A 22,086-nucleotide genomic window follows, 5' to 3' on the forward strand; every position below is an offset into this window, starting at 1 on the left:
CTCTTAATCTCATCAAATGGTCTACCGATATATATAGACTAATATCATTAGCGACATGTACGATACGAAAGTGTGAGGCATAGATTTAACATACATGCTCATCCCTTAACTTAAAGCTTTCATTTCCCCTCATTTAGCACTTTTCGTAAGGTTTTCTCGATATTCTTTCGGTGTTAGCCCCGTCATCTTTTTAAAAAAGCGCGTAAAAGAATGCGCTGCGTTATAGCCAACATGCTCACTCACCTCACGAACCTTCAGATCGCCGTTCTGCAATAATTCTTTTGCCTTCCTAATCCTACATCTATCAATATACTCTGATAAGTTAATACCTTGCTCTTGCTTAAAAAAATAAGATAAGTAGGACGGGTTAAAGTAGTGAATTTCTGCTAGTCGAACTAAGGATAAATCCTCCTCTAAATGGTTTTCGATATACTGACAAATACGATCAATCACTTTTGTTGCACGATTACGATCATCCGTTTGTTTGAATTTAAAGATTTGAGTTGCTACTTGCTTTAAATATTGAAAGCTACTTTTTACAGAATTATGTTCGTCCATTTTTAGTAGTTTTTCAAAGTTATTGATTCTGTCATGCAAATCATTTTGACTAATATAACTGTATAAAAGTACAGCAATCGTGTAATAAATGCCAATCATTTCATCATAGTTGCCACTCTGAGTTGACCTTATAAGATCAGAAAACACTTCAAAAAAATCATCCATCCGATTTGCTGCTAAATGAGCTGTTAAAATATCGATCTTTTGATTGGATGGTAAATCCACCTTCTTTGACTCATTATTACATTCCTTCTCCTTAATAATACATGGATAGCCATCAATCATCTTTAATTGTTGTAATTGGCGAAGATGTTCATATTTTTGGGAGACGACTCCCCAATCTTCTATTTCTCTACTTATAGTAAGCTGAAGTGTTAATCCAATCTTATCTAAACATTCCTCTTGGTGAACCTCTAATGTTCCCTCTAAATATTCTACTAAATGAGGGTGTGGTAACTTATTATGTTGAGCGGGTTGAATAAACCAAACCATATCGCCGTACCGGTCAACGATACCCATATTATTTATGTGTTTAGATAAATGTCGATTCCAATTTGCTCTAACGAAACCAAGCATCTGCTGGCGTTCTGTATAAGATTTTCCTTTTGGATAGTCTAATCGACCAAGCACTAAGTAAACATGTTTAGTAGGGTCCAAAGGAAGGTTTAATTTGTTGAATTCAGTTAATAAACCGGTAGGATTATGACAAATCATCTTGCTTTTATACAATACATCTCTAATAAAATCGCTTTGTGCAATTAATTCATAGGCGTGTTTTTCTTCTTCAGTTTGCTCAATCTGTAAACCGTTTAAAGACATCTTTCTCAGCTCTGTGACAACTTCTTTTACCGTCTCCGTCACCTTATCGTAACCTTCCGTTTTTAAAAGGTATCTCACATCGTTCAATTGAATCGCCTGATAAATATATTCAAAATTATGATGACCTGTTAAAAAAATAACCTTACACCTCGGCCAGAGTTCTTGAATCTTTTCAATGAGCGCTAAACCACTCAATCCTGGCATAGCTATGTCTGTTAGAATAATATCAATGCGTGTTCTCGACATCCATGCTAACGCTTCTTTTCCGGAGTATGCTTTACACACATCAAGTTGTTCGGGCATTAGGCGGCTGAATACATCATATAAAGTATCTGTAATAATCTCCTCATCGTCTACGATTAATAATCTATACATCTCTTAATGCCTCCTTAAGTATAAGTCGGACGTTAACCTTTAAGCCATTCATGTCACTCTTTGATAAGTACAAGCCACTACCGCCTGCATAAGTTAAGACAATTCTACGGTGAATATTAGCCAATCCTGTTAATTCTTGCTGCAGTTCTCGATTCGTTACTCGCTCCTGTAGCATTTTTATTTCATGATCACTGATGGCACCTCCATTATCCTCAACACTAATGTTCACTTCATATGGACTTGCATCAAAACGAACCTTTAGAACACCTGAATCTGATTTGTTTTCAAGGCCATACTTATATGCATTTTCTATAATAGGCTGAATAATTAGTTTGGGTACCTTGATGTTTTCAAGCTCTTTTGGTAATTCAGCAAAATAAAATGATAACCGCCTCGAAAAACGCATATTCTGTATTTCGGTATACATTCTTGCATGCTTTATTTCATCCACTAAAGGAACCAAACTCTCTTCGTTTCGTGTTATAAATTTGAAGTATTCACCTAACATCCCGGTAAATTGCTCAATGCGCTCAGTATCTTCAGTTTTAGCTAATGAATTTAATATAAAAAAGCTATTATATAAGAAATGCGGATTGATCTGTGATTGTAGCTGCTTTAGTTCCGCTTGTTGCATCATCAGTGTTTGCTTATAGTCTCGATCAATTAACGTCTTTAATCGTAACAACATCTTATTATAACGATTATATATATGGCCAAACTCATCCCTGTTATCATGTTTAATTGGATGGTCTAAGCAGCCATTTTCCATCCGTTCAAAAGCACCTAGGAGAACTAACAATGGACGGTGAACCAATTTATATGTTGCAAATGTATAGATAACAATCGCGATAACGACAAAGATACTGAATAGCCAAAACCACTTTCTAAAAATAGTTAGTGGACGCGTGACCATGGCTTCTGGTAAATAACTTACAATAGATAATCCACGTTCTTCTAAGTAGACCTGGTCAAAATGATAGCTATGTCCTCCAACTCTTAAAAGCTTGTTACGCACCTCTTGATCTGGATTAGACATTTCTAAATATTTGTTTAAAACAGCTTCCGATGCTTCTTTAGAAGCCCATAAAACCTCAGCAGTCTCTGAAAGTAAAAAAAATCCATTATTATCATACATGTTAATTGAATCGAGTGATCGTTCAAGTTTGTTTTTATCTAACTCAATCTGTATTAAATAAAATGGGATACCTTCAATATCTCTATTCATATTACCCACTACCAAATTTAAAGAATCGTCTAACATATTGATAAATTGATAATTCTCAACTGCGTTAGAATAAATCGAAGTATACTGTATCTGATCAAAATCTTGTACAGCATCAAGGGCTGAGATCGATTTATCAATTGAACGAATATGGATGCTAATATCTTCAATGTACGCGCTTGTCCCTTTAATAGAAGTTAGACGATTGACCAAGTAATTCATACTTGTCTTCCTTTCAACATTACTCATCATCTCCCATGTTAAGGCAACTTTACGTAACTCATGATCATGTAACAAATCATACTGTTGACCTTCCATCCATCCCATTTCACGATTCAAGTTTTCCAAGTATATGGTTAATTGATTTTCTGTATGTCTTGAGATCTCTTCGCTAGCATTATGATAACTCCATAGGTATAAATATAAACCCATAATGACAATGGGGAGAATAATGATATGATACATAACGAGTAATCTTACAAATAGGTACTTACTTAATCCATAAATGGTCTTACTTGTCATGATCATCGCCCTCTCCAATTTAAACAGATAACGCTTTTATTCTTTATCGGTTTCTTTTCTTTGTTGAATTGCGTTGACTTCTTTCGTCATATCGGAGCCGCCCATCCTATTCCAATCCTCTACAAACGCATCAAATTCACTGACTGGATTTCCTAATATAATATTTTGATACGCATCAAGTTGGCGGTCGTCCAGCAATGACTGCATATCAATCATTGTCTCTGTAGGTGGCCAAATATATTGATCAAAAAGCAACTGATCATTTTTAATATAATCATCTAAAATAGAAAAAGCACCATCCGCTCCATAAGTTAGCGACCAACCCCAGCCCGTTTTATCACCTACGTTAAAATAATTTTCAATCTTACTATGGATGGCTGCCGCTTCCCCATTAAGATTTGAAAAATTATCACTATTCCTAGCTTCTTCTAACTGATAGAAGGCCTCTAAGTTCTTTAATACGGGATATGGGGTAACAGGGGACAGCTGCCAAACTGAATAGGGTGTACTGTAATAAACGTCATATTCAGCCGTCTCACCCCAATTTTTCTCTAAGTGTAGATTAATTAGTTTAACAATAGCTTCAGGGTATTCGAATTCACTCCTAACCACCCAAAAGTTATTTGTTTTGTTTTGAATAGGTATTTGAGGTGAATCAAATGTTGCCGATACGATAGGAAAAGGCGCCCATTTAGCATTTTTATTTTTTTCAACGCTTTCTTCCACGTAAAAAGAAGCCCACTGTTCACCGTATAACATGCCTACTTCACCGTTGGCAATCTGTTCTTTAACTTTACTCCCATCTTTAAACATAAACTCATTATCTATTTGTCCACTTCTATACAATTCTTGTAAAACAGTTAAAGCCTCCTTTACCTCCGGCTGAATGCCACCATATACAAGTTCTCCAGAATCGTCCAGTACCCAAATATTTGGGTATGCACCGTAACCTGCCATAAACCCCACTAATCCGCCTATATTATTCCACAAGTAATCTGTTACAGCTAAACCATAAGTATCATCTTCGCCAGTTTGGTTTGGATCATCAAATGTAAACGCTTTCGAAATTGTTAATACATCATCGATTGTTTTTGGAGGATTCAGATTAACTTGTTCTAGCCAATCCGTTCGTATCCACATGAATTGAGCTGTTTCGATGGATGACTCCACTTCCGGTATACCCATTAGTTTTTGGTCAATGGTTGCTGCTTCTAATGGATGCACACCTTCTTGAATCATCACATCCTTTGTCAAAGGTGTAGCATAATCATCAAATACGTGAGACAAATCTTGTATCAATCCAGCCTCTGCTAATTGTTGTAACTGCTGAGTATTGACTTTAAAAATATCTGGTAATTGACCAGACATGAGATCAGTAGCTAATTGCTGATCGTATAATGGTGTTTCAGCTATCCAATCATACTGAATGTTAATACCTAAAACCTCATGGTACAGGTTAATCCAACGATTGTCCGTTAACGTTTCATCTGGAAAATGTTCAACTAGCCTCGCAATGTTGTCACTGGTCTCTCGCACCAGACGAATGTCAATTACCTCTTCATACTTACTAAGTCCGAGGTGAGGATAGTCGGTTTTCACCACATTATCCATTAATACAGGGTCGTCATCACTCTTCATCGTAGCTTCACAACCCATCAAGGCATAACTTAAAAGTAACACAATAAACCAACACAGAGATTTATGGCTATCCTTTTCTTTCAAAATGCACACCTCGTCTTATCAAATTTTGATATCGTCCACTGGTCTAATAAACATTTAGTAGACTCAAAAAAATAGCCTCATAAAACTATAAAAAAAACGAATCTGCAATCAGCGGGCGTTTTCAATCTTCTCGCACTGATTGGTAGCTGCGGATCAGGACACTAGCGTCCGTTAACTACCATCTAACATAGATGAGAGCTACTCTCCAGTTTTGTGGCGGGCGTATTTCGGACGCTTATCTGCGATAAAGGAAACGGACGTTATGATTATCTAAAATGGGAATATTACCTTTATAATAGCGAATAAACAGCTAATCTAGCAACTAACGATTTCGCAATACTTGAACTTTTCTGTTCGTTAAGTGAATCAGGACAATGACGGCCATTATCCCCCGCCTAAAATAGATGGGAGCTACTCTCTATTTTAGGCGCTTTACAGACGGTTATCTATGATAAAACGTGTTTTACATAAGAAAGCACCTCTATATCTTCTGGTCATTAGCAATCCTAAATATTAAATAGCTATAGCTATTTAAATACTATTGGCCAAAATTTGAAAATAGAAGTGTCAATCTTTTAGAGAAATCCAGAAAATCTTCCTTAGCATAAGAATAGTCTGAATCAGCCACAAACCGCCATGTATCCTTTTTTTATACTTCTTCCAAAAAACAAATGTGTTATTTATGTTGATTATGTCCTAACCCATTAAGTGACATTCTATCAATAAGCCATTTAGTTAAGGTTATCTACCTACTCTTAAAGATTTGATACGTTTTTCTAATCGATATTGAAGGTCATACAAACACCTTTACTTAGGAAATGGATCTGTGGCTGTTTCTCTAACCAACAACACCTGTACGTTCAATACTTTGGACAAAAGAACGTTGCACAAAAAGATATAGAATAATAAGTGGCAATATAGCTAACAGAATACCGGTATCTTGCACCATACTTAGATAGAATGGATCAGAACTAGCCGCTTCACCACCATCTAAAAACATCTCTAAATTGTAAGGCAATGAGGATAACTGTGTCGACATAACATGACTTGATGTCAAATAAGTGGTCGTATAAAAGCTATCATTCCATTGCCATACAAATGAAAACAAAATAACGGTAACAATTGCAGGAAATGCATTAGGTAGCATAATTCTAAAGAATGTCGCTCCGACACCTGCACCATCTATATATGCAGCTTCTTCAATGGCTTTGGGCACGCCCCTAAAGAATTGAGTGAATATAAAAATGTATAATCCTGCTTTTAAAGAATTGGCGGTAATCGACGTTAAGATAAAGGGCCAATATGAATCTAATAAGTTAACTGTATCCCCCGTTAATAAAGGGATTAAGCCGCCTAGACTAAATTCTCTTAGGTTCATATAGACTGGAATTAAAATAGTGGTTGGTGGCACTAATATTGTTAAAATCACACCAAAAAACAAGATATTACTTCCCTTAAACCTAAGTCTTGCAAAAGCATAACCCGCTAGTGCACAGGAAGCCGCCGTTAATAGGGTTGTCATGCCTGATAGCATAAACGTGTTAAATAATGTCTCCCAATAGTTCATAATCGACATCGCATCCCTAATATTATCAAATGTGAAATTCTCCGGAATCCACACAACAATCGGTGAATAGAGGTCACTTTTATGTTTAATAGCTGTAGAGATCTTTTGCAAAATTGGATAAAGTATAACAAAAGATAAACCAGCTATTAATACAAATCGAACAAATGACCAAACCCAACGCTTTAGTTTGTCGAAAGAAAATCGTCGAGTTAGCATCAAATTACTCCCCCTTCCATGTTACATTAGTATTAACCTTACGCGAAACGTTGGGCTAACTTATTCTTGATAGAAAACCTTTTTAGAGATCAAATACGTGCTGCTTGCTAATATGAGCATAATCGAAATAAAATAAACCCAAGCCATTGCAGAGCTAAGTCCAAAGTTTAAGTTGTCGAAGCCGGTAGACATAATCAGTTCAGTCACCGGGCTTCTAGAAAATGAATCAATAATTGTGTATATCAAATTAACGAGAATAAGCGGACTTACCATGGGTAATGTAATTTTCCAAAAAGCCTCATACCCCGTTGCACCTTCCATTTTTGAAGCTTCATATATCTGCGGTGATATCGTTTGAATACCTGCAAGAAAGATTAAAATTTGAACACCTGATTGACTAACGATGTCATAAATACGGCTGACCGCGCCGGTCAAATAATTAACAATGTAATCATTCACACCAGCCCTGAGCATGATTCTTTCTAATTCAAATGCCCCTAATGCGTTCGCTATCCCACCAGCATTAGCATTTTGTTGATTAATTTCTTGTACAAGACTCTCAGCTTCTAAACCCAATATAACCCCTGATGCTAAAATAACGGGCAGAAAGAAAATAGAACGTGCGACTGATCTACCGAAAAATTCTTGGTTCAAAAGCACCGCTATAAACAAGCTAAAGATTAAGATTAGTGGGACATCAATAACAATACCAAATAAGGACTCCACTAATTGTCTATTAAAATTAGGATTAACTGCCAATGCTTCAATATAATTAGATAAACCGGCAAACGTAACCTTGAGCCCTTCTGAACTAGCCTCAATCGTACTAAAACTATATTGTAACGAGGTAAGCAAAGGAACTGAGAAGAAAAATATAAAGCCGAATAACCATGGTGAAACGAAAAGCAATCCCCAAAGCACTTTCTGTCCATCATACGACTGTAGTGACATTTTGACCTTTCTCACGGCGTTCATTTTTCTTCACCACCTGTTATATAGCTTTGAGCCATAATAGTTAGACCGTCTACTGTAACGGATTCCATATTGTAGTTCACCACAATGTATATCTCATTACCGTAAACAGTTTTGTATACGCCTTCTGCAAGGCGCTCATGTGAGAGAATCGGTTCACCACGCACTTGTTTAAGCACATCATTAACTTCATGATAGATCTCTGTTGCTTGCTCTAGCCACTGCTGATAATGCACTGAATATAACTGATTAAACCTTGTATCCTTTAATTCTTCATTAGATTCATAAATCCACTTAAAATTTACATGCGAACCATATTCTAATACTTTTAAAATATAATCTCGATCACTTAAATATGTGGATAAATTAAAAGGAACCGTCGCATAATCAACATAGCCTCGAATGACCATTTGAAGAAATGGAATTGATTCATCTTGAAGCTTAAAACTGCTACTATTCATGGGTATATCGACAATGTCTGTAAGATATGGTAATGCATAAGCATTTCCACCATTAGCCATAATCGACAGTTCTTCTTCATAAATCCGCTCTAAAGCATTTGTAGAAATCGTTTCTGATTCTGTCCGATCAATTTGATCATTTCTTCTAAAATCACTATTTAATATGTCAGCCAAATCTCTAAGTGCAATCCCAGTTGTGCCAAATACCGTGAACTGTTCTAGCATGTCCTCTGTGTATTCTTCTACCAGTCTTGGTGATAAAGGATATGCAGGTTTTTGTGAACGGTCTCGCCTATTCATTGATAAATCAACCGGATATATAGCAGCAGGGACATTTGTTAATGTCCGTGAAGCATCTTGTCTCACTTTAAAGCCAGCTTCTGAGTTGACCTGTAATAGAGCTGTCTCAGGAAAGAGTTTAATTCCTTGTCCTTCAGTAAATGCAATAAAGTCTTCAAAGCCTCTCATCCCGCCGATAGCACGATCAACACGAAGATTTGTCGGTACCTTATGATCGATACCTTTATTAAACCAACCTATATAACTTAACTTAATATCATTAATCTCACTTTCTTTCATCTGTCTAAGGATCTGTTCAGCTTGATCGAAGCTTGTTAATGATGTCGAGGATTGATAAGGAATACCGGCAAAATGCTGTTGTTTGGTTATATTTCCAACTAATTGCAAATAAAATGGCATATCCTTTGTCATCTCTTCATTATCATGAGCACGAAGACCCTTGTTCTGGATTAAATAACGTTGATAATAGTTAGCCATTCCCTGATAAGACGCCTCTTCACCATTCAAGAACACATATCTAACTGAAAAATCCGTCTTCATCGGTCCCTCCTGGAACCTAGGCAATGTCCGTTCTTGTTGATCGGCACGTAAGGTGACATCACCTTTTGCCACGACAGTAAAACTAGGGTACACATAGTTGTAACTATTCAACCTACCACTAACATCAGCACTTATAGAGGCGACAGAAGCGCCTTCTTCAATAATTGCTAACCACGCTTCACCTTCATCTTTTATCAAACCAAAAACGGGAAGCCTTGCCGTTTCTTCCATCCTTACGTCGTCTCTTGATAAGGTTGCGAGATCTGTTCCATAAACTGCTTGTTGATAGGAAGGTAGATTTGTCCTGCCATTGTTAAAGTGGATTAAAGCACCCGATCCATCTGGAACAAATAGTGAACCACTTTCGTTGCTATCAGCCGCACCAAAAAAGTTAAAAAAGGAGATACGATTTACAGGAAACTCTGGCGTATAGTGAATACGATCATTTGGGACAGTGACCAAAATACTATCTTCTTCTAACCTATATTCAATGGAAGCTAAAAAAACTCTCCCCTCTGCTGATTCTTGGGTAAAATTTAGTTCCATCATATCTTGTTGTAAATCTTCCTCTGTGTATCCAGCCTCTTCAAATGCTGTAAAAGCACGTTCTAATTGAAGACCACGTAGTGCATTGTCATTTCTTTCATAAATGCCTGTATCCGGGTTTTCTGTATAGGCGATGGTTAATGCACGTTGACTCGTATCATCTAGCCGACTTAACAATTCTTCAACTCTCTCACTACTCAACATTAAAGGCAAATCCTCAGCCGAGCGCTGAGCTTTACCAAATTGGTAATTGACTCGTAAACCATCTGGAATTGCCTCAATATTAAACTGATCATGGACGACACTGTCAGTATATGAATTCATATTACTACTTTGACCGAAATTGTTAAAAAATTGCAATTGCATTTGCGAAGATAACAAATCTTGGTGAACACCTGAGGCTATGCTATCACCATCTCGATCAGGTGGATTGCTGTACCAAACCTCACCACTCGATTTATTATGGACAGCAATACTAGCTGTTTCTTCATCTACAAATAATTGTAAATGCTCATTTTCAACCATGCCCTTCATTCCCTCTACACGACTATCCACAAAAGCAGCTTGTAATGGTTCCATTTGCGTAACCTCAGCTTCAGACAAATCTTCTTCTAATTGATCTTTGCCCGTAGCAGGATCTGAACATCCTGCCAAAATGATCATCACTAGCAACAATGTGAGTAGTCGCATAATTATGGCTTTAATCATTCTATCTGACGCTCCTCCCATTAGTACCTAAAGACAATCTCTTGATAAATCACACTAAAGAAAGCTATTATTTGTTGAATTAGGCTAAAAAACAGTAGACATAGAAACGCTATAAACCCCATCGCAATGATTGTTAAAACGATAGTACCGATTGTTTTAGATGGTGTATATTGATGTACAGTCATATTCCCAACAAATATTAAGAAAATAAACCAGATGACTGCGAAGCTCTGTGATAAATAATAAAACATCGCTTCTTGCATTGAGATAAAATTACTTAACCAAATCCATGGAAAATTAATCATAACAAGGGGCACTAAAGCAAAACACGTTGCAATAAAAATCTCAACAAACTTCCCCTCTCCATCCATCAGTGTTGTCAGCGACCAATTAGCTGTACACCAAAATAAAACAGGAATAAGAACATAAACAATTTCCATTAAACTATTCATTTCCTCTGGGTTGTATATATTGACAATAAACCCGGCATATTGATTACTTAGCACATTCGTGACAATTAGAGAAAATAAAATAAAAAAGGAAATGGTTAAATTTATTCGCGTATTGCGTTCATATTTTAAATCCCAAAACCCTTGGAATGGGTGGGTTGTTAAATGAAAAGGGTATTTAATATTATCACTGTTCAACCAAAACCCTCCTCTTTCTTTTCGCTATCTTTCGATAAACAACAATGATAGTAATCACTGATACAGTGCCTAATATCGTTGACATGATCACGTTAAAATGGTCACGTAACAATCGATTACGGTACAATAAATACGCTTTGGAATAGTTATTTTGATCCAAACTCTGCTCAAAGTTATGCATTGCCTGTTCGTATTGATCTTGCTGTAACAGCGATTTTCCAATGCCAGTGTAAGCAAATTCCAAATTGACATTCATATTAACCACTTCTTCAAAAAGTTGATGCGCCAGCTCTTCATCACCTTGTTCATAACTTCTTACCGCTTCATTTAACGTTTGACCATAGAGCGTTGCTGTGAAAATGGTAATCTCTCCAAGTTCTCGATCAAGCACAAGAAAATAATCATCATATCTCTCGATAGCAATTGGTGTATGAAATTCTCCTAAGCGATTACCTATCCCTCCAAATACATACATGAGATGACCGTCACCATTATAAGTAAAGATACGCCCTCTTCTCGAATCTAAAACTGAATAGATCTCATAATCTGCTACACTTATATCAATTAACCTCGAGGAGCCATCTGTTTGGGTATAGCGAACATCACCAATTGGACTGAAGTAACCTTCTCTTCTAAGAATGTCATCGCCTCTTGCATTAATTTTTTTTATTACATCATCCGAATTATCCACGTTTGTAGCATAAAGAAAACCTTGTTCGTTAACATCCAGGTTTGTAAATTCAGTCGGCACATAATTGACCATTTGACTCCGCTGCTCTCTAGTGGCAAATCGTTTCCACAAATATTCAATTGGATCCACCCGGACACGGTTAGCTCCTATGAAAGTTGTAAAATACCCATCCACACTAAATTCCATAAATCCGTCAAATACACCATCTGCCATAACAAAAAGACGTCCCGCATAATCCACCGCCACTTTTAAAGGACGGAAGGTAAATTGATCACTCAGTAACTCAGACTCTGGTTGCTCAACGATTTTTATAAGATCAAAGTTTGCATCAAGATGAACCACACGATTATTTCCTGTATCTGCGATAAATACATGCTGCTCATCATTGACGAAAATACCCTGAGGACTTGAGAACGTTTCTTTTGACCCCTCGATAAAAAAAGTTTCAATAACGTCAACAACATCAAACGTTTCATCTAAAATAATGATGCGATTATTTCCTGTGTCTGCCACATAAATATAACGATTAGGTGATACATGAAAATCATTTGGCTCACTTAATGGCTCAATCCCCAACCGTTCACCATCAATGATTCTTACCGCTTGATAGGCTGGAGGCGCAGGCACCGCGTCTGCCCAGTATGAATAATTATAAGAGCGTTGGTCAACACTTGCCTTAACCACTGGTATTCCTGTACCAAATGCTAATATTATCACGGTAAGAAGGGTTATATATCGTTTCTTTATCGGATACACCTCATACACGCTCCCTTCTAATCTTTCATACCAGAACTTGACATCGTTTGAATGACATTGCTTTGTGAAATGATAAAAAGTGTGATCGGCACAACCATCAGTATCAATGCAACTGCTGCACCAACACCTGCACGCGCAATGCCTCCCAATATAATTTGCTGCAAAGCATAATTTAGCGTTTTTAATTCTTCACTATAAACAAAATCCCCGCCATTTGTCCCCCAAAGCACCGGAAATTGTAAGATTAATAGCGTTAACCAGGCGGGCTTAACATTTGGCATAACAATCTTCCAAAAAATGCGATATTCACTTGCCCCATCAATTTTTGCAGCTTCAAGCATTGCATCTGGAAGTTGTTCCATAAATTGCTTCATCAAAAACAAACCTAGTGGGAATGCCATCGCAGGGACAATGAGTGATAAATGTGTATCAATCCAACCAAGCCTTGACATTACCATATAGTTTGGTATAGCAGTTACATGCGGTGAAAACATTAAAGATAGCACGACCACCCGAAAAATAGCCGAAGAACCAGGGAACTTATATTTCGCCAATGGATAAGCAGCCATTGAAGCTAAGATAATATGCCCGACTGTTCCGAATAGTGTAATGACAATGGTGTTGAAAAAATAACGTGATAACGGGACCCATGAGTCCCCCATGACTGCTACTAAATCAAAGAAATTATCGAATGTTGGATTCCTTACAAAAAATCTCGGTGGAAAGATAAATAGCTCATCAAGTGGCTTAAATGCATTGTTAACTGCATAAACAAGTGGCAGAGCCATAAAAGCGCCAAATAAAGCTAGGAACAAGAAGAGCATCAGACTAACAGGCAAAGATCGATTAAGCCTTTTTTTAATAAGTGCCATAATCAAGTTCCTACCTTTCTTAGTAATTTTTGAATAAGCATATTTGTACCCAACATAAGTCCAAACAAAACAGTAGCTATTGCTGATGCGTAACCCATTTCAAATCGAATCGTACCATAATCCATCAAGTGTGTGACGACTGTATGAGCTGCATAGTTAACACTCGGAAAACCAGCGAGAGCTATTGAAATATCAGCTACGGCAAACGATTGGGTAATTTGCAGGACCGCCCCAAACAACAGTTGTGGCTTCATAGATGGTAACGTAATATACCACAGTTCCTGCCATCTATTCTTTATTCCATCAACTGCACCCGCCTCTACCAATGAGTGATCGATGGTCTGTAATCCTGCGATGAAAGCAAGAAAACTTGTACCCAAACTCAACCACAGTTGAACTAAAATAACGACTCCTAATACATATTGCTCATCTCTTAACCATTGAATAGGCTCTAATATAATGCCTGTTCGCATCAAGAAACCATTTAAGTATCCATAGGCGTCACCAGAAAAAATAATCAGCCAGATAAAAAAGACATTACCAGCAATTGAAGGCGCATAAAAAATCACTGTCATAAAAGCTCTAATTTTAGGAGATAACTCATTAATTATCCAAGCGAAAATAAAACAAGCTAAATAGCTTAGTGGTCCCGTAATGACAGCAAACACTAGTGTGTTCTTCAAAGCTATCATAAAAACATCATCACTTAGAAATAAGCGCGAATAATTCCCCCACCCAACAAATTGTGGTAACTCAAGCATGTTAAAGGAGAAAAAACTAAGAAACAATGACACAATTACTGGAACGACTGTAAATAAAGAAAAGATAATCATGTATGGAGCCATTAAAATATAATAGTGCTTTCCTCTTTTCAATTCGCTTTTAAATCTATTCATTTTTGATCTTTTATTTGGATTATTACCTTTAACTTCCTTCTTCGGATAGACTGTGCTCTCTATCGGTTGTTCCATTTGTTCCGCTTGCATCTACTCCCACCCCCTATCCTAATAAGGTAAATCAAATTCTTTACGTTTAATTTCAATTTCATCATTTATATAGCGTATATAATCAGCCAAAGCTTCTCTTGGATTTTCATCAGCATTAACAACCCGTCTAAACGCATTATCAATGTGGCGACCAGTGAAGTAACCCCCAGGCACTTGTGGAATACCTCGAACCCACTGCCATTGGCTTTCCAAGTTATTATAGTCCTCGATGGGCCAAGGCAGTTCTTCTAAAGCCTGAATATTTGCTGTCGGATAACGTGCAGCTTCTCCTAGTAAACTCTCCATTTCCCTACCAAAAGAAATCTGTGTTTCTTTTTCAGTCCACCATTTTAAGAATTGCCACGCTGCTTCTTTGTTTTCTGCATTTTCTAACATCATTGCTGCCGTAGAGAAACTCGGAACATCGTGATTGATCGTGCCATCTTCCATAACGGTTCCTGGTACAGTTGTGAATTCCCATAACCCCCTGATCTCAGGTGCCAACACCGTTAGCATGTTATAAGTCGCATAATCAGCAATACCAATCGGCATCTCACCAACTCTTAAGCGATTAGGGAAATCAGCCATTAATGGGAATTTATAATTGGTATAGAATTGCGTCCATTGATTAAATGCTTCTATCGCAATCTCAGAATCTAATGCACTGGCTTTTTGATCAGCTTGATAGAATTGCCCGCCTTTTTGATACAATAACATCGCAAAAGCTCGATTAGGAATAAGCAACGTATTATTTTGGGCCATCGGATCATCAATTGGTAAGAAAAACTCTAAATTTTGTCTTTGTAAAATAGAAATCATACGATAGACTTCATCCCAGGTTTCAGGTGGGGTCAAATCTAATTCTTCTAATATATCTTTTCGATAGAACATAACAGGAAACATCTGTGTCTCAGGCAATGCATAAATGCCATCTTCAAATTGAAACGGAACTATAGCACTTTCGCGAAAACGTGTTAAAACTTCTTCATGGTCTGGAAATACGGTCAAATCTGCAGCAGCATTACGCATAGCATAATTAACCGGGACATCCTCACCCATTTGCAAAGCAATATCAGGACCCTCACGAGCTAATGTTGCTGGTAAGAGAATATTCGGCGGCACCAGTCTTAAGTTAACCGATATACCTGTTTCTTGTGTAAATGTATCGTCGATTAACCCTTTCAATATCTGCGCTTGATCCCTTCCAGTCGTGAGCCAAACCGTAATCGATTGTTCTAAATCTTTATTTTCAACCGTACTGCCAATACTATCGTAATCTTCAGTGTACGAAGCAACAAAAGCACCTACCTCGTGTTGCAAGCGTTCAAAAACAGTCGCCTCAGCTCGTGGCATCTCTTGATCCGGCGATGATACGATCAGATAATCGAGTGTAAGAGGTTGTTCACGAACGGTTTGTATCCAAGTGCCTAGCCCACCTACATTTAATTTAAATGTATCGAGTCTACGCGCAATTGTATCTGGATCCTTAATCATTTCTTCTAACTGAATAACTGTTGAATGCAAAACAGCAACTTTATCGCTTCTTTCTCCCGTCGACATCTCTAAATAATCGGCTACTTCTCTAATAATGGCCGCTTGTTCAGTAAAGACATCAATCAGATCAGGAATACGTCGATCCAATTGATAATCTCTTAGCGGATCAGGTGTATTCGATGTAATCATTAATATTTTTCGATACATTTCATTTAACTCAAGTACACTCGACTCAATTGTCCTTAATAATGGCGCTACATCTCCAAGTGTTACCATCAGCCGAATTGTATTGGTTCCTTCTTTTAAATGGAATAAATAAGGTTCCTCCTCTGAAATGCCAAGGACGTCGGTACGCCAATCCAAGTTGTAGTTAAATCTTAGAATATTCATTTCCTTAAATGGTTGCTCTCCATTAATGGTTAACGACCGAGACGCATATACGCCACGTAATTGATCTTGCTTTCTTTTTAAGGCAATTTGATAAAGTCCTTCTTCTTCTACTTCAAACGCCCATTCAATCCACTGACCCGGTTGTTGCCAGTTAGCACCGCCAATGGTATTCACCCGCAACTTTGAAACATGATAAGGCTCAACCGTCGGGCTGGAACGATCATTTAAAGGAAATAGAGTTGGAGAAGATTTCCTATCTGCATCTTGCGCTTGGATCTGAATAAAGTGACCCGTAGTGGGTTCAATTCCTTTTTCCCGATATTCTTGCTCTATTTCTTGATATGCCTTTGCGGGTACATGCCGGTATAACTCAATATAGTCGATCACCATGGGTTCCCGCTTTGAAATTAATGTAATCGTCTGGACACCTTCCTCGAAATAGAAGAAATAAGGTTCATTAAAATAACCTTCACTATCTTTAAAAGATGTCATTAACCAATCGGGTTGCTCAACTTGACGTGGACGCAATTCATTATCACGATCATCCCTTATAAATTCTTCATATTGGTTACCCCAAATACGATCAAAAATCATATAGTCAGCACCAAAAAAGGGCACTTCACCATTAATATTTAATTCTCTTTGAATTGCTGAACTCTTTCCTTCAACAGGATAATAATGGATTCTCATATTATATAGACCTGGAGATTCAACCTGAACATCCCAACTTATCGAACCTTCTTCTGGGGTCATCACTGATTGACCATCTAATCCATTAAAGTGATTGAGAATTTCAAAACCCTCTCCATCTATCTCTGCGTAATCCTCACCTTCAATACGAATCGTTTGGCTAGGGCGTTCGGCTTCTGAATGTTGTTCCAAATAATGATCGTAGCTTTCTTCATCACCCTCGTTCACAATTGCTGTAAATTCAGCTATCGTTTTAGAATAATGTTGATTAGAATCCCTGTTGACCCTTAAAAACCATATGGAAGAAAAAAGTATTGTAAATACGAAAATGACACGTACATATTTATTCTTTAATATGTACAATTTTTCTCCCTCCTTTTGCTTAGTATCAGCGTTTTATATAACGAACCTTCAATCAATAGATGTTTTTTGCGCTCTACCCTTGATTGAATCAAGGATATTAACCACCGTTAACTCCCGCCTAAATAGATAAGCTTTACGTTCTATTTTTAGCGGGTGTTTTACGGACGGTTATCTGTGTTAACGTGACTGACTTAGCCGATTAATGGCTAAGTCAGATAAATGCCTTTTGAAATGCATTATGATTAATCACTATAAACTTCGTCTATTGCTGCCTGGAAAGCTTGACCATAGCTCTCAACAAGCGTTGATACAGCGGTCCCTTCAAGTAAATCATGTTCAAATCCCCAATAGTCTAAATTGGGAAAGGCAAAATGATCAAGTACAACTAAGTTCGGACCAACCATTCTAGCATTTTCAATGTCTTCCTCGTATACAAATGTTGATTCATACGAAGCTTGTTCTGGGTAATCATAGATCGATTCGATGTCATGGATTTTCTCCCAAATATAAACAAGTTGCTCCGGGTTCTCAACAGTTTTAGGGATGGCAATTGCTTGCAAAGCAGATTCAAAAGTATAGTAGTCTGAAACACTAGGTCCTTTCGGGAATGGAAGGAAGCCTAATTCATAATCAGGCATATCTGTTTGGAATCCGTCAAATTCGTATAAAGCACCCGTATATAACAAGGTATTTCCCTCACGGAAAAATTGTTGCGGTTCCGTCCAATCCCCGCCTTCAGTCGGGCGAGCAAGCTGATCATTAGTTATCTCCGCTACAAATTCCAAGGATTCAATCGTTGCCGGATCTTCTAAATTTTGTTCATTTCCTTCCGTCAAAGCTGTATTATTAGACGCCAAAGCTTGCTGAATAACAGAACGATTAGCTAAACCCCAAGTATCCAAGCTGCCATCATTATTCGTATCTTGGTTTGCTTGCCTCACAACATCAATAAATGTATCCCAATTCCAATTATCTTCATCTACATATTCCTGCAAAGGTTTGATTCCGAGCTCGCTCATTAACGTACGATTATAGAAAACACCCTGAACTAAGATGGTTTGTGCTTCAGTAAAAGCATAACCACGTCCTTCGTGCGTAAAAAGTTCATTAGAAACAAGTTGGTTAAACACCTGATCGTTTTGGGTGTACTCATCAACTGGCCATAACAAGTCTTGCTGAACAAGGGCTGGAATCGTATAGTTTTTACCTAAGCGAACAAGATCACCTATTGGCTCACCCGCTAATAAGGAAGCTGTTATTCTTTCTTGATACTCACCATAATCAATGGCAATATATTCTACATCAAAATTGTGCTTTTCCTTTAATGCTTCAAGATTCTCTTTAAATTGAATGCTGTCAGGGTTATCTTCAGAAAATTCCATATCCCACCATGCCACAATCTTAATCGTTCTTCCTTCCATATCAAAATCCATTTCTGGCGTCTGATAATAATCCACTTCCTCTTTTTCATCTTCTGATTGATCATTAACGTCCTCAATTGGATCAGCAGCTTCTGCGTCCTGATTATTGTCACCGCTTACATTATCGTTGTTACATGCTACAAGCATTAACATAAAGAGACAATAGATAACCAGCTTCCATTTGCTCAATTTAATACCCCCGTTTACTTTATATTTGGAATTCCTAATGATAAATATAGCGCTTTCATAATTGATGGACAACCGGTGAATACTTAGCTTAATTACCGGTCAAATTCTAGTTTCCTTCCTAGAGAGATAGGATTGATAAACGACTAACATAACGTTTTAATCGTTTGTTTCTAAACAGGTATAGCTATTGATGAAAACGCCAATAATCAAAATTGAATAAGTGTTTGCCTGATTGACTTCCGGTAAAGACAAAGTATACATCACGAACACCTGCTACACCGGATACAGTTGTCGAGACCGTTTGCCATTGCTCCCATCCGCCAGTATTCGGAACTTCAACCTCTCCAATCAGTGTTCCTTCTGGATTATCCAAACGGACTTCAATTCCCCCACCGGTCGCACCACTTGAAACAACTGCTGAAAATTCAGAGGCCCCTTGACCGAAGTCAACAGACGAGACAGCCGTCCAACTTCCTGCTTCGATTTTTGTTACTGCTAACCCTTTTCCTTCTTCTGTCGTTTCAAATACATCCACATCAATGCCAGCATTCCACGCCATCGTTTCAGCTTGAACATTATCATAAGGGTTTAACTTCTTTACAGCCTCTACACCTTTTAGATCTGCTTGTATCTCATCAATACTTCCATCTTCATTAAAGAAAACTTTATTTATATGTGTAGAACGATAGCCTTTTGCCACTCCCATCGCATCAGATAATGTTTGCGCATGATAAGCAATGTACCATTGGTCATGAAATAAAAACAGATCCTGATGGTTATTACCTCCAACACCAAAGAAATGCCATGGATTTTGCAATATAGTTTCTTGATACTCCCACGGTCCCATTGGATGATCACTTGTCATATATGCAATTTCGCCACCGCCAGGGCTGCCAGGAGGTCTTTGACCATTGTAGAAATTTGTAGAGTAGCTATAATAATAGACGCCATCCCTTTTACTAATACCTGAGCTTTCAAACATAAACGGCGCTGGAATAGGAACAGCTGAACCAACTGTACTAGCCATATCTTCACCCAATTCTATGACACGCGCAGTATTTGGCATGGCATGTTCACCATCAGGTACACCTCCACCAAAATAGAGATATGCTTTACCATCATCATCAACTAAAACCGCAGGATCAAATAGCCATGTAACCCCAGCCACACCTGGTGTAGACCACGAAATTAGTGGCTTATTAATTGGATCTTCCCAAGGTCCTGTTGGGCTGTCACTTGTTAACACGCCAATTCCACTAGCATTATTAGCAAAATACAAGAAAAACTTATCTTCACCATCAATGACTTTATGAGCGGCAGCTGGAGCCCATGATTGACTCGCCCACTTGGCAGCTCCTTCCCTACCAGCTGCATGAACAACACCGTGGTCCGTCCAATTCACTAAATCCTCCGAAGAAATCATCGATAATCGATTAATGTTGGCATAACTATTTTCAATGATTTCGCCATTATCATCATACTCAAATTTATCATGTGTATTATAAATATAAACGCGATCCTCATATACAAGTGCATAAGGGTCAGCCCCAAATTGATGTGCTAAAAGTGGGTTCGAATTGCGAGGTTGCTTACCAATTGCCGGTCGGGGCGTTAAATAACCTTTACTTTTTGACTCAACAACCCCACTAGTATTGTCTACTGTTTTTTCATTTCCGCTGTCTGCATTAACCATTTGATCCCTACCTACCTTTCCCACAAAAATAAGAATGATTAATAAGCTCATTAAAAATAATGTCACTTTAACTTTTTTCATTTATCCTCCTCCTCTTGATTCAGTATATCCAGACACAAATATAACGCTTACATTTATGGAAAACAACCCGTTATTATTTGTGTTTTAGCCCCCCACATTCTATTTTTTTGAATTTTTAGAAATAACCTTTATCCACAATAAAATAAATTGTTGTGTGAAATATAAAGAAAAGCACATTCTATGTAAGCGGTTTATTACTTATAATGGAAGCATACAACCAAAGGCTTTACCGTATAGTGTTTACCCATACTTGCTCCACTTAGAGGAGGATCATTTCATGTACAACGTTTTACTGGTTGACCCAGATCGACTGTCAAGAGATGCAATTAAGCATATGATTGATTGGCCTTCCTATGGTTTTATTATTCAGGCATCCGCTGGCACCATTTCAGATACATTATCCTTAATAAATAAAGATGTTTATAGACTTATTGTATTGAATTTGACAGAGATAACTTTTGATGGATTAGAGTTATGTGCTCGTATCCGTAAAGTTAGTCAAACACCTATTTTGTTAGTGGGTGGCGAAAAAGATTTTAATTTTGTTCGGCATGCGATTAGTCTACAAGTCAACGATTACTTACCTGGCCCGATCCAACCTAACGAATGCATTAGTAGTTTATTAAAAATTAAACAAACGATTGAAGATCAGAGCAAGATTAGTTTTTATACCAAAAGAACAACTGCTTATCATAGAAGAGACGCTAATATCATTGACGCTGTTAAAAGTTATGTTGAACATTCTATCCATAAGCAGATCACGCTAAAAGAAATTTCCAACCATTTACATTATAACTGTTCATATCTAGGACAAAAATTTAAATGTCATGAAAAAATAACTTTTAATCAATACTTGCTGAATAGGCGGATGGAAAAAGCCCAATTTTTATTGGATCACACAAATATGAAAATATATGAAGTCGCTTACGAAGTGGGTTATACAGATTTAGATTGGTTTTATAAGAAATTCAAAGCACACACGGGTGTAAGTGCTTCGAAATATAGAGATAAACACTATTTATCTTTTTATGAAAAACAATATAAAATTTGAGTTCGTCTGAATATCTTTGCTTTAACAAAGGCTAAAACAGGCCTTCAAAACTAGAAAATTCGATTACGATAAGTTGTCCTCACTTATACGGATCCTTATTTGCACCAAAAAACATCTCTACCAACGAGGCCGGGACATAACAAAATATGCTCTCCAAATACGAATGATGTTAGAATGTGTAGGTTTATCACATACCCGCAGAGGAAATATACTCCCTTTCTGCGGGCACGGCTT

The 22,086-nt window shown here is 37.5% G+C and carries 14 protein-coding genes; 1 reads left to right on the forward strand and 13 read right to left on the reverse strand.

Features of this window, described 5'->3' with window-relative positions:
- Positions 1 to 129: 129 nt before the first annotated feature.
- The 13 genes from B494_RS0113950 to B494_RS0114010 form a co-directional block, all read right to left on the reverse strand.
- Positions 130 to 1,752: a response regulator transcription factor gene (locus B494_RS0113950; protein WP_017473004.1), complete on the reverse strand. Its 1,623-nt coding sequence runs from the start codon at positions 1,750 to 1,752 to the stop codon at positions 130 to 132.
- Positions 1,745 to 3,496, reverse strand: coding sequence for a sensor histidine kinase (locus tag B494_RS0113955; RefSeq protein WP_017473005.1), 1,752 nt, complete (start codon positions 3,494 to 3,496; stop codon positions 1,745 to 1,747). The genes B494_RS0113950 and B494_RS0113955 overlap by 8 nt, the downstream gene beginning before the upstream one ends.
- Before the next feature lie 36 nt (positions 3,497 to 3,532).
- On the reverse strand, positions 3,533 to 5,218 hold the full coding sequence (locus tag B494_RS0113960) for an extracellular solute-binding protein (RefSeq protein ID WP_017473006.1): 1,686 nt from the start codon (positions 5,216 to 5,218) through the stop codon (positions 3,533 to 3,535).
- Positions 5,219 to 6,056: 838 nt separating this feature from the next.
- Entirely contained in the window at positions 6,057 to 7,001 is a 945-nt protein-coding gene (locus tag B494_RS0113965; protein ID WP_017473007.1) for a carbohydrate ABC transporter permease, read from the reverse strand.
- Between the two features lie 60 nt (positions 7,002 to 7,061).
- Positions 7,062 to 7,976 carry a carbohydrate ABC transporter permease gene (locus tag B494_RS0113970; RefSeq protein ID WP_017473008.1) on the reverse strand — a complete coding sequence of 305 codons (915 nt, stop codon included), beginning with the start codon at positions 7,974 to 7,976 and terminating at the stop codon, positions 7,062 to 7,064.
- A complete protein-coding gene (locus B494_RS0113975; RefSeq protein WP_017473009.1) occupies positions 7,973 to 10,528 on the reverse strand; it encodes a DUF5696 domain-containing protein in 2,556 nt (851 codons plus the stop codon). Before B494_RS0113975 ends, B494_RS0113970 begins: the two co-directional genes overlap by 4 nt.
- Positions 10,529 to 10,548: 20 nt before the next feature.
- A complete protein-coding gene (locus B494_RS0113980) occupies positions 10,549 to 11,175 on the reverse strand; it encodes a YIP1 family protein (protein ID WP_017473010.1) in 627 nt (208 codons plus the stop codon).
- Entirely contained in the window at positions 11,165 to 12,622 is a 1,458-nt protein-coding gene (locus tag B494_RS0113985; RefSeq protein ID WP_017473011.1) for a hypothetical protein, read from the reverse strand. The genes B494_RS0113980 and B494_RS0113985 overlap by 11 nt, the downstream gene beginning before the upstream one ends.
- A gap of 17 nt (positions 12,623 to 12,639) precedes the next feature.
- Complete coding sequence (locus B494_RS0113990) at positions 12,640 to 13,494, reverse strand: carbohydrate ABC transporter permease (RefSeq protein ID WP_017473012.1); 855 nt, start codon at positions 13,492 to 13,494, stop codon at positions 12,640 to 12,642.
- A 2-nt stretch (positions 13,495 to 13,496) separates the two neighbouring features.
- Positions 13,497 to 14,480, reverse strand: a complete 984-nt coding sequence (locus tag B494_RS0113995) for a carbohydrate ABC transporter permease (RefSeq protein ID WP_017473013.1) — start codon at positions 14,478 to 14,480, stop codon at positions 13,497 to 13,499.
- 18 nt (positions 14,481 to 14,498) lie between these two features.
- The gene (locus tag B494_RS0114000; RefSeq protein ID WP_017473014.1) at positions 14,499 to 17,417 is read right to left on the reverse strand and encodes an extracellular solute-binding protein; all 2,919 of its coding nucleotides are present in this window, start codon (positions 17,415 to 17,417) and stop codon (positions 14,499 to 14,501) included.
- 242 nt (positions 17,418 to 17,659) lie between these two features.
- A complete protein-coding gene (locus tag B494_RS0114005; protein ID WP_017473015.1) occupies positions 17,660 to 19,027 on the reverse strand; it encodes an ABC transporter substrate-binding protein in 1,368 nt (455 codons plus the stop codon).
- A gap of 184 nt (positions 19,028 to 19,211) precedes the next feature.
- Positions 19,212 to 20,801: a glycoside hydrolase family 43 protein gene (locus B494_RS0114010; protein WP_017473016.1), complete on the reverse strand. Its 1,590-nt coding sequence runs from the start codon at positions 20,799 to 20,801 to the stop codon at positions 19,212 to 19,214.
- A 277-nt stretch (positions 20,802 to 21,078) separates the two neighbouring features.
- On the opposite strand from B494_RS0114010, the gene B494_RS19475 reads away from it, so the two are divergent.
- The gene (locus B494_RS19475) at positions 21,079 to 21,852 is read left to right on the forward strand and encodes a response regulator transcription factor (protein ID WP_017473017.1); all 774 of its coding nucleotides are present in this window, start codon (positions 21,079 to 21,081) and stop codon (positions 21,850 to 21,852) included.
- Positions 21,853 to 22,086: the final 234 nt, after the last annotated feature.

Source organism: Amphibacillus jilinensis Y1, assembly GCF_000306965.1.
GTDB classification, from domain to species: domain Bacteria; phylum Bacillota; class Bacilli; order Bacillales; family Amphibacillaceae; genus Amphibacillus_C; species Amphibacillus_C jilinensis.

Coding starts and splice junctions, on each gene's coding strand:
- B494_RS0113950 (WP_017473004.1), bottom strand. CDS start 1,752: ATGTATAGATTATTAATCGTAGACGATGAGGAGATTATTACAGATACT.
- B494_RS0113955 (WP_017473005.1), bottom strand. CDS start 3,496: ATGACAAGTAAGACCATTTATGGATTAAGTAAGTACCTATTTGTAAGA.
- B494_RS0113965 (WP_017473007.1), bottom strand. CDS start 7,001: ATGCTAACTCGACGATTTTCTTTCGACAAACTAAAGCGTTGGGTTTGG.
- B494_RS0113970 (WP_017473008.1), bottom strand. CDS start 7,976: ATGAACGCCGTGAGAAAGGTCAAAATGTCACTACAGTCGTATGATGGA.
- B494_RS0113975 (WP_017473009.1), bottom strand. CDS start 10,528: ATGATTAAAGCCATAATTATGCGACTACTCACATTGTTGCTAGTGATG.
- B494_RS0113990 (WP_017473012.1), bottom strand. CDS start 13,494: ATGGCACTTATTAAAAAAAGGCTTAATCGATCTTTGCCTGTTAGTCTG.
- B494_RS0113995 (WP_017473013.1), bottom strand. CDS start 14,480: ATGCAAGCGGAACAAATGGAACAACCGATAGAGAGCACAGTCTATCCG.
- B494_RS0114010 (WP_017473016.1), bottom strand. CDS start 20,801: ATGAAAAAAGTTAAAGTGACATTATTTTTAATGAGCTTATTAATCATT.
- B494_RS19475 (WP_017473017.1), top strand. CDS start 21,079: ATGTACAACGTTTTACTGGTTGACCCAGATCGACTGTCAAGAGATGCA.